The sequence below is a fragment of the Gemmata obscuriglobus genome (genome assembly GCF_008065095.1).
Taxonomy (GTDB): domain Bacteria; phylum Planctomycetota; class Planctomycetia; order Gemmatales; family Gemmataceae; genus Gemmata; species Gemmata obscuriglobus.
Genome location: NZ_CP042911.1, coordinates 697,810 through 712,909 on the forward strand (window position 1 = coordinate 697,810; position 15,100 = coordinate 712,909).

Annotated in this window: 13 protein-coding genes; 9 read left to right on the top strand and 4 right to left on the bottom strand. The window is 68.5% G+C overall.

What is annotated here, in order from left to right:
• Positions 1-14 precede the first annotated feature (14 nt).
• Positions 15-1,457, bottom strand: coding sequence for a hypothetical protein (locus GobsT_RS03000; RefSeq protein WP_029601163.1), 1,443 nt, complete (start codon positions 1,455-1,457; stop codon positions 15-17).
• Positions 1,430-2,167 carry a glycosyltransferase family 2 protein gene (locus tag GobsT_RS03005; protein WP_010046378.1) on the bottom strand — a complete coding sequence of 246 codons (738 nt, stop codon included), beginning with the start codon at positions 2,165-2,167 and terminating at the stop codon, positions 1,430-1,432. The genes GobsT_RS03000 and GobsT_RS03005 overlap by 28 nt, the downstream gene beginning before the upstream one ends.
• A gap of 179 nt (positions 2,168-2,346) precedes the next feature.
• Here GobsT_RS03005 and GobsT_RS03010 point away from each other — a divergent pair, with 179 nt between their 5' ends.
• Both GobsT_RS03010 and GobsT_RS03015 read left to right on the top strand, forming a co-directional pair.
• Positions 2,347-3,228: a UbiA-like polyprenyltransferase gene (locus GobsT_RS03010; protein ID WP_010046376.1), complete on the top strand. Its 882-nt coding sequence runs from the start codon at positions 2,347-2,349 to the stop codon at positions 3,226-3,228.
• Positions 3,229-3,836: 608 nt separating this feature from the next.
• The gene (locus tag GobsT_RS03015; RefSeq protein ID WP_010046373.1) at positions 3,837-5,831 is read left to right on the top strand and encodes a preprotein translocase subunit SecA; all 1,995 of its coding nucleotides are present in this window, start codon (positions 3,837-3,839) and stop codon (positions 5,829-5,831) included.
• A 304-nt stretch (positions 5,832-6,135) separates the two neighbouring features.
• Here GobsT_RS03015 and GobsT_RS03020 read toward each other — a convergent pair whose 3' ends face one another.
• Positions 6,136-7,128, bottom strand: coding sequence for a 2-hydroxyacid dehydrogenase (locus tag GobsT_RS03020; RefSeq protein WP_010052697.1), 993 nt, complete (start codon positions 7,126-7,128; stop codon positions 6,136-6,138).
• A gap of 225 nt (positions 7,129-7,353) precedes the next feature.
• Between GobsT_RS03020 and GobsT_RS03025 the strand changes: the two genes are divergently transcribed.
• Positions 7,354-8,457 (top strand): hypothetical protein, encoded by a 1,104-nt coding sequence (locus tag GobsT_RS03025; protein WP_010052699.1) that lies wholly within the window; start codon positions 7,354-7,356, stop codon positions 8,455-8,457.
• Between the two features lie 107 nt (positions 8,458-8,564).
• Here the strand turns inward: GobsT_RS03025 and GobsT_RS03030 are convergent, their stop codons facing one another.
• Positions 8,565-9,758 (bottom strand): TolC family protein, encoded by a 1,194-nt coding sequence (locus tag GobsT_RS03030; protein WP_010049540.1) that lies wholly within the window; start codon positions 9,756-9,758, stop codon positions 8,565-8,567.
• A 213-nt stretch (positions 9,759-9,971) separates the two neighbouring features.
• On the opposite strand from GobsT_RS03030, the gene GobsT_RS03035 reads away from it, so the two are divergent.
• The 6 genes from GobsT_RS03035 (at position 9,972) to GobsT_RS03060 (ending at position 14,870) form a co-directional block, all read left to right on the top strand.
• Positions 9,972-10,385: a response regulator gene (locus tag GobsT_RS03035; protein WP_010049538.1), complete on the top strand. Its 414-nt coding sequence runs from the start codon at positions 9,972-9,974 to the stop codon at positions 10,383-10,385.
• 307 nt (positions 10,386-10,692) lie between these two features.
• Positions 10,693-11,946, top strand: a complete 1,254-nt coding sequence (locus GobsT_RS03040) for a PQQ-binding-like beta-propeller repeat protein (RefSeq protein WP_010049536.1) — start codon at positions 10,693-10,695, stop codon at positions 11,944-11,946.
• A 153-nt stretch (positions 11,947-12,099) separates the two neighbouring features.
• On the top strand, positions 12,100-12,930 hold the full coding sequence (locus tag GobsT_RS03045) for an MBL fold metallo-hydrolase (protein WP_010049534.1): 831 nt from the start codon (positions 12,100-12,102) through the stop codon (positions 12,928-12,930).
• A 143-nt stretch (positions 12,931-13,073) separates the two neighbouring features.
• The gene (locus tag GobsT_RS03050; protein WP_010049531.1) at positions 13,074-13,271 is read left to right on the top strand and encodes a hypothetical protein; all 198 of its coding nucleotides are present in this window, start codon (positions 13,074-13,076) and stop codon (positions 13,269-13,271) included.
• A gap of 57 nt (positions 13,272-13,328) precedes the next feature.
• On the top strand, positions 13,329-14,021 hold the full coding sequence (locus GobsT_RS03055) for a hypothetical protein (protein ID WP_010049529.1): 693 nt from the start codon (positions 13,329-13,331) through the stop codon (positions 14,019-14,021).
• A gap of 180 nt (positions 14,022-14,201) precedes the next feature.
• Positions 14,202-14,870: a hypothetical protein gene (locus GobsT_RS03060; RefSeq protein ID WP_010049528.1), complete on the top strand. Its 669-nt coding sequence runs from the start codon at positions 14,202-14,204 to the stop codon at positions 14,868-14,870.
• Positions 14,871-15,100: the final 230 nt, after the last annotated feature.

Below are 15,100 nucleotides of genomic sequence, written 5' to 3' on the forward strand. Positions count from 1 at the left end.
GGCCTCCGGCGTTTTTAACTCCCGTTCGCACGCTCGCTCACACCGACCAGAAACGGCCGCAAGGTCTCTTCCGGATACAGAACCCAGGGGTAGTCGCGGCGCCGGAGGATCGCGTTCGCTTCGACTTCGCGCCTGATACGCTGCACGTCGGCCTCGGCAGCGGGTACTTCATTCGCCGCAGCTTTCCGTAACCCTTCTTTTACCCGTTGCAGCGCCCGGAACCACTCGCGCCGGGCGGCGTGATTACTGTAAGGCGGCTCCGATGCCGTGATCGCTTTGTGTTCGCGCACGAGATCGGTTGGCGCGTTCGGACGCGCGTGCGGGTTCCAGCGCAGATCACGTACCCGGCGTTCCGCGGTCTGCAAGTCGCGAGCGGCCGACGGAAACGCCGGGAGCGGCAAATGCAAGGTTGCGGACAGCACCTGATACGCGGGCGGCTCGATACCGAAGTAGTCGCGAATGATGTCGTCGGTGACCTCGTCGTACTTCCCGCCGCCGATCCCGTGAATGAAGAAATCGCCCAGGCACACGCGGGCGAAGAGCGTTAGCGTGAGCGCCCGCGGGCGCAGTTGGTTCGTGTCGCTCGCGGGTGTCGCGCGCTGCCGCCGGCCGGCGCTGGTGCGCACCCAGAACGGGCCTTCGCCCTCCGCCAACTCCGGCGCCGGGTGGTTCATGCTGCGAACGCCGTTCGCGGTCCGGTAAGCGCGAATCGCCGCGTTGTACACCTCGTGGAACCGCGGCAGTTCGCCGAGGATGTGACGGGCGAAGCGCGCGAACGCGTCCGTTCGCGACAGCCGGCTGACCGGCAGTTCGCGGTTGCGACAGCCCCACGCCCGCTCACGCGCCACGCGCATTGCCGTGAACGACTCGCCCACGTTTGCGCCGCCGGCCCAGTGTTTTGCCAGTAGCGGTTCGTAGCCCCAATCGGCCCAGAGCGGGGCGGCCCGTTCCGCGAACGTGCGGAACTGTTCGCCGTCGCGAACCGTGCGGTCCTCGTAAGGAACTTCGCCCGCGAGCGTGTCGAAGCTCAGGGCCTGAACGTGAACGGAAGCCGGGGCGCGATCGCGGAAAACCGGGAAGCGGATCGCGGTGCCCTTGAGCGTATCGTTGTCAACGATCAGGTTGAGCGGAACCCCGTCGAGCCGCCGGGCGAGGCCGTTGAGCGCGAAGTTCTTGACCCACACGCCCGGGTGCGACAACTCGGGCTGGTGCCCCGCGAGCAGCAGCGGGCCGTGGCCCGTTCCGCCCGCTAACTCCATCACTTCACGCCGTGCCAACGCCCGCAACTCGCGAAGCGGCAACCCGCCAACGACCACATCCGCCCGATCGAGACGCTTGCGGTTGGCTTCGACGAGCCCCGGAACGGCGTCGAAGCCCGGTTCGGCCAGAACCTCGCCGTCGGCCTTCGGGGCGCGGAACCGGTGCAGCATCAGCACGTCCCCGGGCACGGACAGCACGCCGCCGCAGGGGCCGTGGGCAGTTCGTCGCGTTCCGCGGACGCGAGGACGTCGCGGTAGTACGCGAGCCGCTGTTCGGGGTCGTTCATCACCCCGCCGAACGCGCGGTTCGGGTCCAGGTACAGCCGCGGCACCCCGATTTCCTTCACCCGCAGTTCCTGGCGGGCGGCCTGCACCCACAGTTGCAGCGGCATCCCCCAGCCGCGCTCGGTGATGTTCAGCTTCTCCAGCGCCTCACGCCGGTACGCTTTGAACCCGCAGAACGTGTCTGTCAGGTTGAACCCGTACTTCGCGTTGATCTCGCGGGTGATGGTGGCGTTGATGAACCGGCGGTCGGTGGGCGCCGGGGTGTCCTGGCGGAAGTCGCGGAAGTAGCGCGAGCCGGACACGATGTCGCAGTCGTGAATCGCTTCCAGGAGCACCGAAATGCGCTCGGGCTGGTGCTGGCCGTCGCAGTCCATCGTGACCAACACGTCGAATGCACTCGCGCGGGCGAACGCGAACGCCGAGATCAGCGCCGCCCCGTACCCCCGGTTCTGCGGGTGATCGATCCGCAAGAGGCCGGGCTCGCGGTCGAGCAGTTCGGCGGTGCCGTCGGTGGAGCCGTCGTTCACGACCAGGATGTCGGGCGTGTACTGCCGCACCTCCGCGAGGACGTGGCGGACATGCTTGGCCTCGTTGTAAACGGGAATCGCGGTGAGAACGCGCATGAGGTGCTTTCGCTTCACGGTGAAAGGACAGCCAGCCCCATTCTACTTGCACACGGTGTACCAGATCAAACCGTCGGTCGGCACGGACCTTTCATCGGGTTGCGGCTCCGGCGCGAACGCGGTTTCTTCTTCGTGCGGCCGGGGTTGAAACCCGGCGGCGAGTCGCGAAACCTGACACCATGCTCACCGTCACACGCAAGCTGCTGGAACTGATCCGGTTCAGCCACACCGTCTTCGCGCTGCCGTTCGCCGCCCTGTCGGCGGCACTCGCGTGGCGGGACGAGCCGTTCCGCTGGGAAGACCTCGTCGGCGTCCTGCTGTGCATGGTGTTCGCGCGCAGCGCCGCGATGGCGTTCAACCGCGTCGCCGACCGGCACATCGACGCCCGGAACCCCCGCACCGCCGGGCGCCACCTGCCCGCCGGCACGCTGACGGTCGGGACCGTGTGGCTGTTCACGCTCCTTTGCGGCGCGGGCTTTGTGGCCTCCACCCTCATTTTCTACCTCCGCGAACCCGCGAACCCGTGGCCGCTGTACCTGGCGCTCCCGACGCTGCTCTTCGTAATGGGCTACTCGCTCGCCAAGCGGTTCACCAGCCTCGCCCACTTCTGGCTCGGGGTCGCGCTCATGCTCGCCCCGGTGGCGGCGTGGGTCGCGATTCGGGGCTTTACCGAGATGACCGTGCCGCTCCTGCTCGGCGGCGCGGTCGGGTTCTGGGTCGCGGGCTTCGACATCCTTTACGCCTGCCAGGACGCCGCGTTCGATAAGGACGCCGGACTGCACAGCGTTCCCGCCCGGTTCGGCATCCCTCGGAGCCTCCGCATCGCCGCCGGGTGCCACGCGGTCATGTTCGCGCTGTTGGTGGGGCTGTACTTCGCATCTCCGCACCTCGGGATCATCTTCCTGACGGGCCTGGGAGCCGTCGGGGTACTTCTGGCTTACGAACACTGGCTGGTCCGCCCGGACGACCTGACTCGCGTGAACCGCGCGTTCTTCCACGTCAACGGCGTCATCAGCCTGGGCCTCCTCGCGGTGGTACTGGTGCAACTCGCGGTGCGGTAAACCGGCCCCGGCCGCCGGCCGGCTCTCGGGGGCGCGGCCGGGTAGCCCCCGAGAGCCGTGCATTTTTCGCGTCCGGTAGTTCTGGCAGCTCGTGCGGCTCTCAACCGGCCCTTTGCCCTTCGATTCCGGTCCGCGGGCGGGGCGCCGCGATCCGGATGGAATTCGGCACAAGTTCCACCCTTTTGCGATGTTGCGGCGAGCAGTCCGGGCTGTCTCGGACCCGGCCTCTGTTCGCCCGTGCGTGTTGTCCGGGTTTTGCGGGCGGGATTCGGTGGTAGCGATCACCCAGCGAACCGGTAGCGAGTTGCCAGTCCGACGCCAGCAAATGTCCCGTCGTTGATCAGCCGAGCGCCACTTGTGTCGCACTGTAACCCCCGTTACAGACCCGCGCGAGCGGAAAACGCCAAAACCGGTCGCGAGGCCCTTCGGTCGTCCGGCCTTGCGTCGCGCGAAGGGCCGCTTCGCCCTATCCGACTGATGGCACCGGGGCGGAAAACGTGCCCCGTCGCGGCTTCAGATCGGGAGGGTCGGGGGCCACTGCCGCGGTAGCGGTCCGCCGGATCACGCCGTATGCTAATCGGGGAAGCAACGCTCGCCGAGGTACGCGCATGGGTGCCGTCGAACTGCCGCACGAAGCCCCGCGGAAGATTGAGAACACGCCCGGGCGGCTCGGGTCGTGGTCCGTCAACAGCGCCGTTTCGCGGGTCGGGACCCCGTGGACCCGCCGGCTCGCGAAGGCCGCGCTGATGATCCCCAAGATCCGGTACTACGAGAAGCTGCACGCGGACGTGTCGGACGAGAAGCTGATCGAACTCAGCATGGAGCTGCGCGGCAAGGCCCGCGGCAAGTGGGACCTCGACGCGCTGCTCCCGGAGGCGTTCGGGCTGGTCTCCGTCTCGATCCAGCGCACCCTCAACATCCGGCCGTTCGACGTGCAGCTCGCGGCCGGCACGGTGATGCACTTCGGCGGGCTGGTCGAGCTCTCCACCGGGGAAGGCAAGACGGTCAGCGCGTCGGCCCCGGCGTACCTGAACGCGCTCTCCGGCAAGGGCGTCCACGTCACCACCGTCAACGACTACCTCGCCAAGCGCGACGCCGAGTGGATCGGGCCGGTGTACCAGAAGCTCGGCATGTCCGTCGGGGTGCTCCAGCAGAAGATGGACGAGAGCGCCCGGGTGACGGCGTACAAGGCCGACATCACCTACGGCACCGCGGCCGAGTTCGGGTTCGACTTCCTGCGCGACCGGCTGAAGCTCCGCGGCGGGCAGGCCAACGCGGCCCCCTTCTGGGCCGCGTGGACCGGCGGCGCGGGGCGCCTGGACCCGCGGGTGCAGCGGCCCCTGCACTACGCCATCGTGGACGAGGCGGACAGCATCTTCGTGGACGAGGCCAAGACCCCGCTCATCATCGCGAACCCCACCCGGGCCGCCGAGCCCGACGAGCAGGTGGTGTTCAAGTGGGCCGACCAGCTCGCGCGCGAGATGCGGCGCGACCAGCACTTCGTGATGAACGCCAAGAAGGACAAGATCGAGCTGACCGACGCGGGCAAGCACCTCGTGCGGTACTCGAACCCGCCCACCGGCAAGCACGCGAAGGCGATGGATAAGCTGCTCGAGGCGGTCGAGCGGGGGCTCCAGGCGCACTACCGGTTCATGCGCGACCAGCACTACATGGTGAACGGCGAGAAGAAGATCGTCATCATCGACGAGGGCACCGGGCGCCCGATGCCCGACCGGCACTGGCGCGACGGGCTGCACCAGGCGGTCGAGGCGAAGGAGCAGGTGCAGATCAACATGCCCAGCTCGCACGCCGCGCAGATCACGTTCCAGAACTTCTACCGCCTGTACACGAAGCTCGCGGGCATGTCCGGGACGCTGCTGCCGAACTTCTGGGAGATGCGGAAGGTGTACCGGCGGTGGACCACCAAGGTGCCCACCAACAAGCCGAACCGCCGCGACAACCTGCCGGACCTCGTGTTCCCGACCGAGGAGGCCAAGTTCGACGCGGTGGTGCGCAAGACGCAGGAGATGCTGGCCGTGGGCCGCCCGGTGCTGATCGGCACCCGCACCGTGGAGGCGTCGAAGAAGATCAGCGCGAAGCTGACCGCGGTGGGCGTCGCGCACCAGGTGCTCAACGCCGAGCAGAACGAGAACGAGGCGGAGGTGGTGGCCGCGGCCGGGCAGCCGGGCCGGGTGACGGTGGCCACCAACATGGCCGGGCGCGGCACCGACATCAAGCTCGGGCCGGGGGTGGCCGAGAAGGGCGGGCTGCACGTGATCGGCACCGAGCGGCACGAGGCCGAGCGCATCGACCGGCAGCTCGTCGGCCGCGCCGGCCGCCAGGGCGACCCGGGCAGCGCGCAGTTCATGCTCTCGCTCGAAGACCAGTTGCTCGAAGGTCTGGGCGTCGCGAAGCAGCGCGAGCTGGAGCAGCTCGGGAAGGCCGGCGGGAGCCGCGACTGGAACGCCTACGCCCCGCTGTTCCGGCAGGCGCAAAAGCGGGTCGAGGCGCGGCACTACCGCCAGCGGCTCGACCTGATGAACTACGACAAGCAGCGCCAGGAGATGCTCCAGGACCTCGGCGCGGACCCCTATGTGGACTGACGCGGCGGCGCTGGAGCGCGGGCCTCCGGCCCGCTGGCCCGGCGAGTGAGGTGGCTTCGGGGAATCCGCGGAGCGGCACCTCGCAGCAAACCGGCGGGCCGGAGGCCCGCGCTCCAGAAATGCAAGCGTGTCGGCTCTCGTTCACGATCCGCCTGACTATGCCTGTTTCTTGTGGCACAGACATTCCTGTCTGCGCGGCCTTCTCGCGCCGCAAAGACAGGAATGTCTGTGCCACAAAGACATCAGCAAAAATGCACGCCAGCAACCGGACCACGAATCGGTAGCTTCGCGCCCTCACTGTCCGTCACGCCCGCCGCTTGTCCGCCACCTCCGGGTTGACCCAGTTCGGCAGCGCCGCGCCCCCCACCCCCGCCAGGAGGTTGTTGGCACACAGCCGTGCCATCGCGTTACGCGTGTCGATAGTGGCGCTCGCGATGTGTGGCACGATCAGGCAGTTCGGGAGCCGGAACAGCTCGTGATCGGTCGGTAGCGGCTCCGGGTCGGTCACGTCGAGCCCCGCGGCGAAAATGGTGCCGTCGCGGAGCGCCGCGGCCAGCGCGGCCTGATCGACCAGCGGCCCGCGCGACGTGTTGACGAACACCGCCGTCCGCTTCATCTTTGCGAACTGCGCCGCCCCGAACAGCCCCTTCGTCGTCGGGTTCAGGTCCGCGTGGACCGACACGAAATCGCTCCGCGCCAGCAGCTCGTCCAGTTCCACGCGGGTGGCGCCCAGTTCCTTGTCGGCGTCCTCCTTCGGGCCGCGGGCGGTGTAGAGCACCTTCATGCCCCAGCCGCCGTGGAGCCGCTTCGCCGCCGCGAACCCGATGCGGCCCATGCCGACGATCCCGAGCGTGCGGCCCGCGAGGTCCGAGCCGAGCCACCCGAGCGGCTCCCACGTCAGCCAGCGCCCCTCCTTCGCGTCGGTCGCGCTCTCGCCCACCCGCCGCGCCGCCGCGAGCAGCAGCGTGACCGCGATGTCGGCCGTCGCGTCGGTCAGCGCGCCGGGCGTGTTCCCGACGCACACCCCGCGGGCGGTGCAGGCGGCCACATCGACGTTGTTGAACCCCACCGCGAAGTTGCTCACCACCTTCAGCTTCGGCGCCGCGTCGAGGAGTTCGGCGTCCACGCGGTCGGTGAGCAGCGAAACCAGCCCGTCGCAGTCCGCCACGTGGCGGCGCAGCACCGCGGGCGGCGGGGGGAGCTGTTCGGGCCACACGTCCACGTCGCAGACGGCCCGGATCGCGTTCAGCCCTTCGTCGGGAATACGGCGGGCGACGAACACCTTTGGACGGCTCATGTTGCGCACTCGAATCGGGGGGCGAGCGGGTTCCTGTGAGGTGTAGTGATTGGGCGCCCGGTTGCCCCGCCTTGCCGCCGCGAGCCGAGCCACTGGGAAAGTGGCGCAGACACGGGAAGCGGGCGCGGGTATTTCCCTGTCCGGGATTTAACCTGGCGCACGTGACCCCCGGGCTCGGATGCCCGCGGTCCCCCTGGTTGCCGCGCCGCGCAGAGGTGTATCACCATGTTGCTGACCCGCTGGAAGCTGATGGCCGGCGTGCTGGGCGTGTCGATCGGCGGCCTGGCCGCGGCCGCGAGCCAGTGCCCGAAGCTGGACAAGACCAAGGGCCGCCAGCCCGAAGCGCCGGTCACCGCCGAGGCCCCGAAGCTGCCGCCGGCCGGCGCGCCGTCGGCGCCGAAGGTCAACGAGGCGCTGCCCCCCGAACTGCCGGCTCCGTCATCGCCGAAACTCCCCGAGTTGCCGCCCGCGCTGCCGGCGGCGTTCCCGGCGCCGGTCAGGTCTTTGCCGGCGGGCGCCCCGCCGGTCCCGGCGATTGAAAAGGCGGCGAAGCCGGAGGAGCCGAAGGCCGCCCCCGCGCTGCCGGCCCTGCCGCTCCCGGACGCGAAGCCCGCGCTGGAGCCGACCAAGACGACCACCCCGGCCCCGGCCGCGCCCCCGATGAACCCGCCGAAGCCGGTCGCCGAGGCGCCGAAAATCGCTCCGCTCACCGTCCCGTTGCCGGCGCCTGAGGCCACGGGCGGCATGGCCCCGAGTAAGCCCTTGGCAACCCCGCCGGTGATGCCGGCTTCCGGCACCGCGCAGCCGACCGGTTCGGTGCTCCCGCTGGGTACGGGGGCGCCGGCCCAACCGCCCGCGCTGATCGAGAGCCCGAAGATCACGCCGACGCCGATCGAGCAAGAAAAGCCGACGCTGGACGTGCCGGCGAGCAAGCCGACCCCGGCACCGGCGGCTGGCGCCGTCAAGGTGGAGGCGATGAAGTACCGCATCGTGCTCCGCGTGGGTGAGGGCGAGCCGACGTTCGAGGTGAAGTCGGGCGACGACCTGGTGCTGAAGGTGGCGTGCGAGAAGGTGGACATCAAGTCGCCGGAGAAGGGCGTGGGCCTCTCGGCGGTGACCGCCCGGGGTAAGGTGCGGTTCGCCGGGTTCGGTGTCGAGGGCACCTGCGAGGAGCTGTCGTTCATGGCCGGCACCGGCGAGGTCGCCATGAGCGGTGACGTGAAGGTGCAGATGAAGGACAAGCTCGGCCGCGTCGAGTCCGAGCTGACCACCGCGACCCTGAAGTACAAGATCGACGCCAACGCGGTCGGCGCGTCGATCAAGCCGTAAGTGTAATTCGGAATGCGGAACGCGGAGTGCGGAATGACAGCCAAGGCATCAAGTCCTTTTGGCTGTCATTCCGCACTCCGCGTTCCGCATTCCGAATTAAACCCTGTCTACTCCCGCACCAGTAGCCCCATCGCCTGGCGCAGCTTCACTTCCGTCGTGTGCCACTCGATCACGGCCGAAAGCCGTTCGCCCTTCGCCTTGAGCACCGCGAGTTTTGCGGCCGCGAGGTCGGCCGCCACGCTGAGCCCGGCCGCCTTGCGCTGCTCCAGTTCGCTGACGCGTGCCTCCGCGGCCCGGACATCGAGCGCGCGGGCCGCGACCGCGGCCCGGTACCCACGCAGGCTCACTGCGGCGGCCCGGATCTCGGCCTCGGCCTGACGGGTCCGGGCCGCCAGCGCGCTGGCCGCGCGGCCGGTCGCAGCCTCCGTCTGACGCTCCGGTTCCTTGAGGCACGCTAGGAGCAGCAGCGCGAGCGGGCTGTCCGGCTTGAGCTTCGCCAGGAGCGGGTTCAGCCCCGTCAGCACCGCGTCCGTCAGGTCCGCCGCACCGCCGTCCGCGAGCACCCGCAGCGCGTTCAGGTCCGGCCGGTAGACCAACCCGGTGGCAACCGCCGCCGGTACATCGATGTCATCGGGACGAACCGCGAGCGGGTCGACCGGCCAGAGCGGCAGCGGATCGCCCGCCTCCAAACCGAGACGGGCGCGGAGGCTGGCGTTCAGCGCCCCGATGCCGGCTTCGAGTTTCGCCTGCTGCGCCTCGATGTCGAGCAACTGGCGCCGCAGCGCCGGGGTGTCGGCGCGGTCCTTCAATCCCGCCTGTTCGGCCCGCTCCGCTTCGCCGAGTTGGGCCTTGAGTTCGGCCGCGGCGGCGGCCAGCAGATCGAACTGCCCTTCGGCCCCGGCCAGTTTAAAGAACTCGTCGAGGGCCTCGCCCGCGGCCCGGTTGCGCAGCTCGTCGGCGGCGTGGCCGCGCACGAGGCGGCTTGCCGCGGCGAACCGTGCTGCTTTCCTGTTCAGCTTCTCGTGGTTCGGCCCTTGGTTGTCTTCGTGCCGGTCGAGGTCCGCCGCGAACGGGGCGTTGGCGCGTGCGAGCCTGCGCGTGTCGGGGGCGGTGAGGCGCCGCCCCTTGTCCGGGCGGACGAGTGGCACCGCTTCGGCCGTTACACCCGACAGGTCGGGCTCGAAATTGGGCCGGCTCGCGACCGGGAGTTGTGCCGGCCCCGGCGCCGGGCACAACGAAGACGACGGCCGCGCGTGGCACCCCGCGAGCGCCAGCAGCGCGTAACCGGCGAACCACAGCACGCGACGGCGTCGCGCGTTCGTCGTGGGGAGTGGCACGAACTCATAATCGGCACAACCGGCGCCAGCACTTCATACGAAGAACGGGTTGTGCCGTTGCGCCGGATCAGGGGAGCTGGGGTGCGTTTAGCGAATGTGTCAATTTGGTGCAGTTACGCGATCGTTCTGCTGTATACTGGTTCTGGTTGATGTCAGGGACCGACACAGGAGCCCGCGATGAGCGCACGCCTGGCCCCGCCCGTTTCACGCCGCGTACTGGTGGTTGAAGACCTGCCCGACAGCCGCACGTCTCTTCAAGATCTGCTTCAGGTCGCGCTGGGCGTCGAAGTCGATACCGCCCCGGACGGCGTGCGCGGGCTCGAACTGCTCGCCGAGCGCGAGTACGCGCTGGTCATCACCGATCTACGGATGCCGAAGGCGAGCGGGATGCGGGTGCTGCGCGAAGTGCAGGACCGCGGGCTCGGGTGCCAGGTGGTGGTGGTCACCGGGCACGGGTCGGTGCGCGAAGCGGTCGAGGCCATGAGGCTCGGCGCGTACGACTTCCTCCAAAAGCCGGTTGATCCGGAGAAGCTGATCCTGCTCGTGGACCGCGTGTTGCGGGAACGCGCCCCGCTCGCCTCGGCCGGATAGCACGCGGAGCCCCAGGTTTCTTGGACCCGCCTCGTTCAGCTCACGTTCCGGCCGATCGCAGCATCATTTGCACAGCCCACCGCGAACGGCTTCGGCACCTGCGGGCTTCCGCGTTCCGGAGCCGGCCGACCTACTCACATCATCCTGGTGGCGGTGGCCGGGTTCCCTGTGGTATCGTTGCCTCAGGGAACGGCGCCGGTATGAAATCCTGACTCCTGTCGAGTGTGGCTGTCGGCCATACCCGCGCCGAACGCCGCCCCGTCCCTGCCGCGCCCAGAGTCAACAATCTCCCGCCCCCGAGGTCACCATGTCCCGCGTTCCCGTAGCGCTTCTTCTCGTCGCGTTCGCGTTCGTCGAGAGTCCCACCCGCGCCGACGACTGGCCCCTGTTTCGCGGTCCCGACCGAACCGGCGTATCGAAGGACAAGGGGTTACTGAAAGAGTGGCCCGGCGACGGCCCGCCGCTGGCGTGGAAGACGGAAGGCATCGGGATCGGGTTTTCCAGCGTGTCGGTGAGCGGCGACCGCGTGTTCACGATGGGCGACGGGAAGGACAGCAGCTTCCTGTTCGGGATCGACCGCAAGACCGGCAAGAAAGTGTGGGAGCGGAAGGTCGGCAAGACCGGCGGCAACTACCAGGGGCCGCGCTGCACCCCCGCGACCGACGGAACACTGGTGTTCGCGCTGGGGCAGTTCGGCGACCTCGTGTGCGCCGGCGCGAAGGACGGGAAAGAGGTGTGGCGCAAGAACCTGCCGAAAGACTTCGGCGGGCAGGCCGGCGGGTGGAACTTCACCGAATCGCCGCTGCTCGACGGCAACAGCCTGATCGTAACGCCCGGCGGGGCCAAGGCGGCGATGGTGGCGCTCGACAAGAAGACCGGCAAACCGTTATGGACCGGCGCCGTCGAGGGCGGGGACGCCGCCGGCTACTCGTCGGTAGTGATCGGCACCTTCGGCGGGGTGAAACAGTACATCCAACTGATGGCGAACGGGCTCGTGTCGTTCGACGCGAAAACCGGCAAACTGTTGTGGCGGTACGGTACCGCGAGCAGCCGGTTCGGGGGGAACACCGCCAACATCCCGACCCCGATCGTCACGAGCGAGTACGTGTTCGCGTCGGCGGGGTACGGCCGGGGCGCGGCGCTGCTGAAGGTGAGCGGCACGGGCGGAAAGTTCGCGGTCGAAGAGGTTTATTGGGCCAACCAGCTCACGAACAAACACGGCGGTGTGATCCTGGTGGGCGACAAGCTGTTCGGCGACCGCGACGACAGCGGCACCCCGTTCTGCGCGGACTTGAAAACCGGAAAGGTGCTCTGGACCCGCAAGGGCGGCGAGGGGCGCGGGTCGGCGTCGCTGACCTACGCGGACGGCAAGCTCTACATTCGGTACTCGGACGGCTGGGTGGTGCTGGCGGACGCGACCGCCGACAAGTACACCGAGATCAGCGCGTTCAAGGTGCCGAACGGCAAGAACGACACCTGGGCGCACCCGGTGGTCGTGGACGGCAAGTTCTACGTCCGCGAGCGCGACGTGCTGTGGTGCTACGACGTGGCCGCCAAGTGAGGGCGGGGGCTCGAATCGGTCGCCCGCCGATTTGTGCCGCGTAACGTGTACCGAATCAGCTCGAGTGGTGCCGGCGCCACCCCGTTGCTTGCCGAACGCCACCCGCGCCCCGAACCGATCAAAGGCCCCGACGACACCACCGCGGAGAGATCCATGACCCGGTTGTTCGCTTCTGCTGCTCTGCTGGCCGCCCTGCTCTCGGCCGCGCTCACCGCACCGTCCTCGCGCGCGGCCGGGCAGGAGCCGAAGGACAAGTCGATCAAGATCCGGTGGCTCGGGCAGTCGTTCTTCCAGATCGAGTCGGCCGAGGGGCGCCTGATCGCGATCGACCCGCACGGCATCCCGGCGTTCGGCCGCCCCATCATCCCCGCCGAGTTCGTCCTCGTCAGCCACTCGCACGAGGACCACGCGCTCGTCGAGTTCGTTGAGGCCCAGAAGAAGGACACGAAGCTCAAGGAGGCCGACATCTACCGCGGGGTCGTCGAGACGAAACCCGGGAAGCAGGAGTGGAAGACGTACGACGAGAAGCGCGGCAGCATCCGCGTGCGCAACGTCGCGACCTACCACGACACCGTCAACGGGATGCAGCGCGGCAAGAACAGCATCTGGATCATCGAGATGAACGGCCTGGTGCTGTGCCACCTGGGCGACCTGGGCCACGAGCTGACCGCGGAGCAGGTGAAGGCGATCGGCAAGGTGGACGTGCTGATGGTTCCGGTCGGCGGCATCTACACCATCAACGGCGAGCAGGCGCAGAAGGTGACGGAGCAGATCAAGCCGCGGCTGTACGCGCTGCCGATGCACTACGGCGTGCCCGGGTACGAGGACCTCGCCGGCCCCGACGAGTTCCTTGATGGGGTGAAGAAGGAGCGCGTCACCAAGACGCCGGACACCAACGAACTCGTCATCCCGATCGACGCCAAGGCCGAGGAGTACCAGATCGTGCTGCTCGGCTGGCGCAAGGGCGAAGCGAAGAAGAAGTGACGCCGGCCGAAGTAATTGTGGGCGCCGGGGCACCAGGAGAGCCGCGCAACGCCCGTGTAACGCGGCAATCCTTTCCGCCGCCTGCCGCGTCTTGGGGACGGTAGTATGAGGTTCGCCCGCCCCCACGCGCGGAGGTAGTTCCCATGCGTCGGTCTCTGCTTGCGCTCGCTGCGGTCGCGCTCGTCGCGGCCCCCGGCGGCGCCGCCGAAACCTGCGGCCACGGCACGAGGCTCGATTTCGTCGACAGCCCCAAGGAAGCGGCCGCCGTCGCCAAGAAAGAACAGAAGCTCGTCCTTGTGCTGCACGTGTCCGGCCACTTCGAAGACCCGGGCCTGACCTGAAACAACGCCGAAGCGCTCCGTGCGGGCGCCCTGAACAACGCGGCGGTCGGTGCGTTCGTGAACGAGTACTTCGTGTCGTCGTACCAGAAGGTCGCGACCTTCAAAATCGTGGGCGGGCAGAAGCAGGGCGGGAACGTGGCCGCGTACTTCTGCGCCCCGGACGGCCGTGTGCTGCACTGCGTCGCCGGCCCGGTGGACGCCCAAACCTTCCTCCGCGAAGCGAAATGGGTCGTGGAGACCACCAAGACTTGCATGCGGGACGCGAAGAACGACGGGGCCACGTTCAAGGAGCTGTTCCGCAAGGCGCATGCGGAGAAGTTGCGCCGGGAGTTCGGCATCGTGGTCGAAGCGGTCGCCTACGACCCGCCGGACCCGATGGACGAGAAGGACGCGCTGACCTACCGCGACCCGACCGGGCGCCCGCTCGCGCCGAAGCTCCCGCCGCCGCCGATCGACGGCCCCGATGTCACCCTCGGTGCCAAGAAGTTCGAGCAGATGCAGAAGGACGCGGCGGGCGCGCCGGGCAACCGCGTGGTCGCGTGCGGTAAGGGGGGCCGCGTGGTGGTCACGAACCAGGGCCTCGTTCACCAGATCATGGCCGCGCACGCAATGATCCCCATCGAGCGCGTGTACGGAACGGTGTTCGAGAACATCCTGGGCGAAAAGATCTCCACGAAACCGGTGGACGTGGTCCGGCCGTTCACGTGGGTCGATAAGGACGGGAACCGCTTGCGCCCGGGTGCCCCGTAACGCGTTATCGCCACTCCGAACGACGCGCCCCCGCGGTCAACGTGCCGCGGGGGCGCGTCGTTCGGCCTTTGCCGGTTGCACGTGTCGGGAAATTACGGTTACGTTCACCGGACCTGCGAACGGGTACAAGTTCCGCATCTCCCCGAGATTATGTTGGGAACGCCACCCGGAGCCCGAGCCATGTTCGCTTGCTTCGCCGCCCTCTCCTTGATCGGAACCGTGCCGGCCGCCGAGTGCGCGCCGGGCTCACGGTACTATTTCGTTCTGTTCGGGGGGCAGTCGGTTCCGTTCAAACCGCGCACCGCGCACACCTGGGCGACGTTCGTGAAAACCACGCCGACCGCTGACGGCCGGACGGCGGTGGAGCAGGTCACAATCAGTTGGCTGCCCGCCTCCGGCCCGGTGCAACCGCTGCGCATACGCCCCGTTGAGGGGAGGAACTACACGCTCGACGAGACGTTCGCGAAGATGGCGGCCAACAACGCCCAGGTGTCGGTGTGGGGGCCGTTCGAGACCGACGCGCAGCGGTACGAACTCGCCGCGCGCCAGGCGAACACGCTCAACAGCGGCGCCGTGACGTTCCGGAGCGTCGATTCCTTCCGCGGCAACCGGGCGGTGCAGAACTGCGTCCACGCGGTCACTTATGCGGACCCGAAACTGCAATCGCTCCGCCAGCCGGTGATCCGCGTCGGCGAACCCGGTACGAGTCGCCTCGCGGCGAAGTACGTGGACGGCGGCGCCGTCGCCGGGCCGCAAACGCACCCCGAGGTGCTGGCCTTGATCGGCGCGGACCGCTACCCGACGATTTCGCGTGCCGCAGGCGAGCGCCTCCGGCGCCAGTGGCGCTGACCAGAAGCATTTTTGACGGGGTCAACGGGAGAGACAGGATTTGAAGAAATGCGGTGCGACCTCTGGTCTTTCAAATTCCAGTAATTTCGAGTTGTTGGTTGTGCGCCACCCGCCTGCTGACGCAGGCGGTTCGACCGTGGCTTGTCGAACCGCCTGCGTCAGCAGGCGGGTGTAAGGTGGGCGTGTTCGGGTCCTGTGAGTGATCTCGTCACGGCTGTCGCTAACTTGAA

Excerpts from the sequence above, each read along its gene's own strand:
- GobsT_RS03035 (WP_010049538.1), top strand. The coding sequence starts at position 9,972 with ATGAGCGCACGCCTGGCCCCGCCCGTTTCACGCCGCGTACTGGTGGTT.
- GobsT_RS03015 (WP_010046373.1), top strand. The coding sequence starts at position 3,837 with ATGGGTGCCGTCGAACTGCCGCACGAAGCCCCGCGGAAGATTGAGAAC.
- GobsT_RS03045 (WP_010049534.1), top strand. The coding sequence starts at position 12,100 with ATGACCCGGTTGTTCGCTTCTGCTGCTCTGCTGGCCGCCCTGCTCTCG.
- GobsT_RS03060 (WP_010049528.1), top strand. The coding sequence starts at position 14,202 with ATGTTCGCTTGCTTCGCCGCCCTCTCCTTGATCGGAACCGTGCCGGCC.
- GobsT_RS03025 (WP_010052699.1), top strand. The coding sequence starts at position 7,354 with ATGTTGCTGACCCGCTGGAAGCTGATGGCCGGCGTGCTGGGCGTGTCG.
- GobsT_RS03020 (WP_010052697.1), bottom strand. The coding sequence starts at position 7,128 with ATGAGCCGTCCAAAGGTGTTCGTCGCCCGCCGTATTCCCGACGAAGGG.
- GobsT_RS03050 (WP_010049531.1), top strand. The coding sequence starts at position 13,074 with ATGCGTCGGTCTCTGCTTGCGCTCGCTGCGGTCGCGCTCGTCGCGGCC.
- GobsT_RS03040 (WP_010049536.1), top strand. The coding sequence starts at position 10,693 with ATGTCCCGCGTTCCCGTAGCGCTTCTTCTCGTCGCGTTCGCGTTCGTC.
- GobsT_RS03010 (WP_010046376.1), top strand. The coding sequence starts at position 2,347 with ATGCTCACCGTCACACGCAAGCTGCTGGAACTGATCCGGTTCAGCCAC.
- GobsT_RS03005 (WP_010046378.1), bottom strand. The coding sequence starts at position 2,167 with ATGCGCGTTCTCACCGCGATTCCCGTTTACAACGAGGCCAAGCATGTC.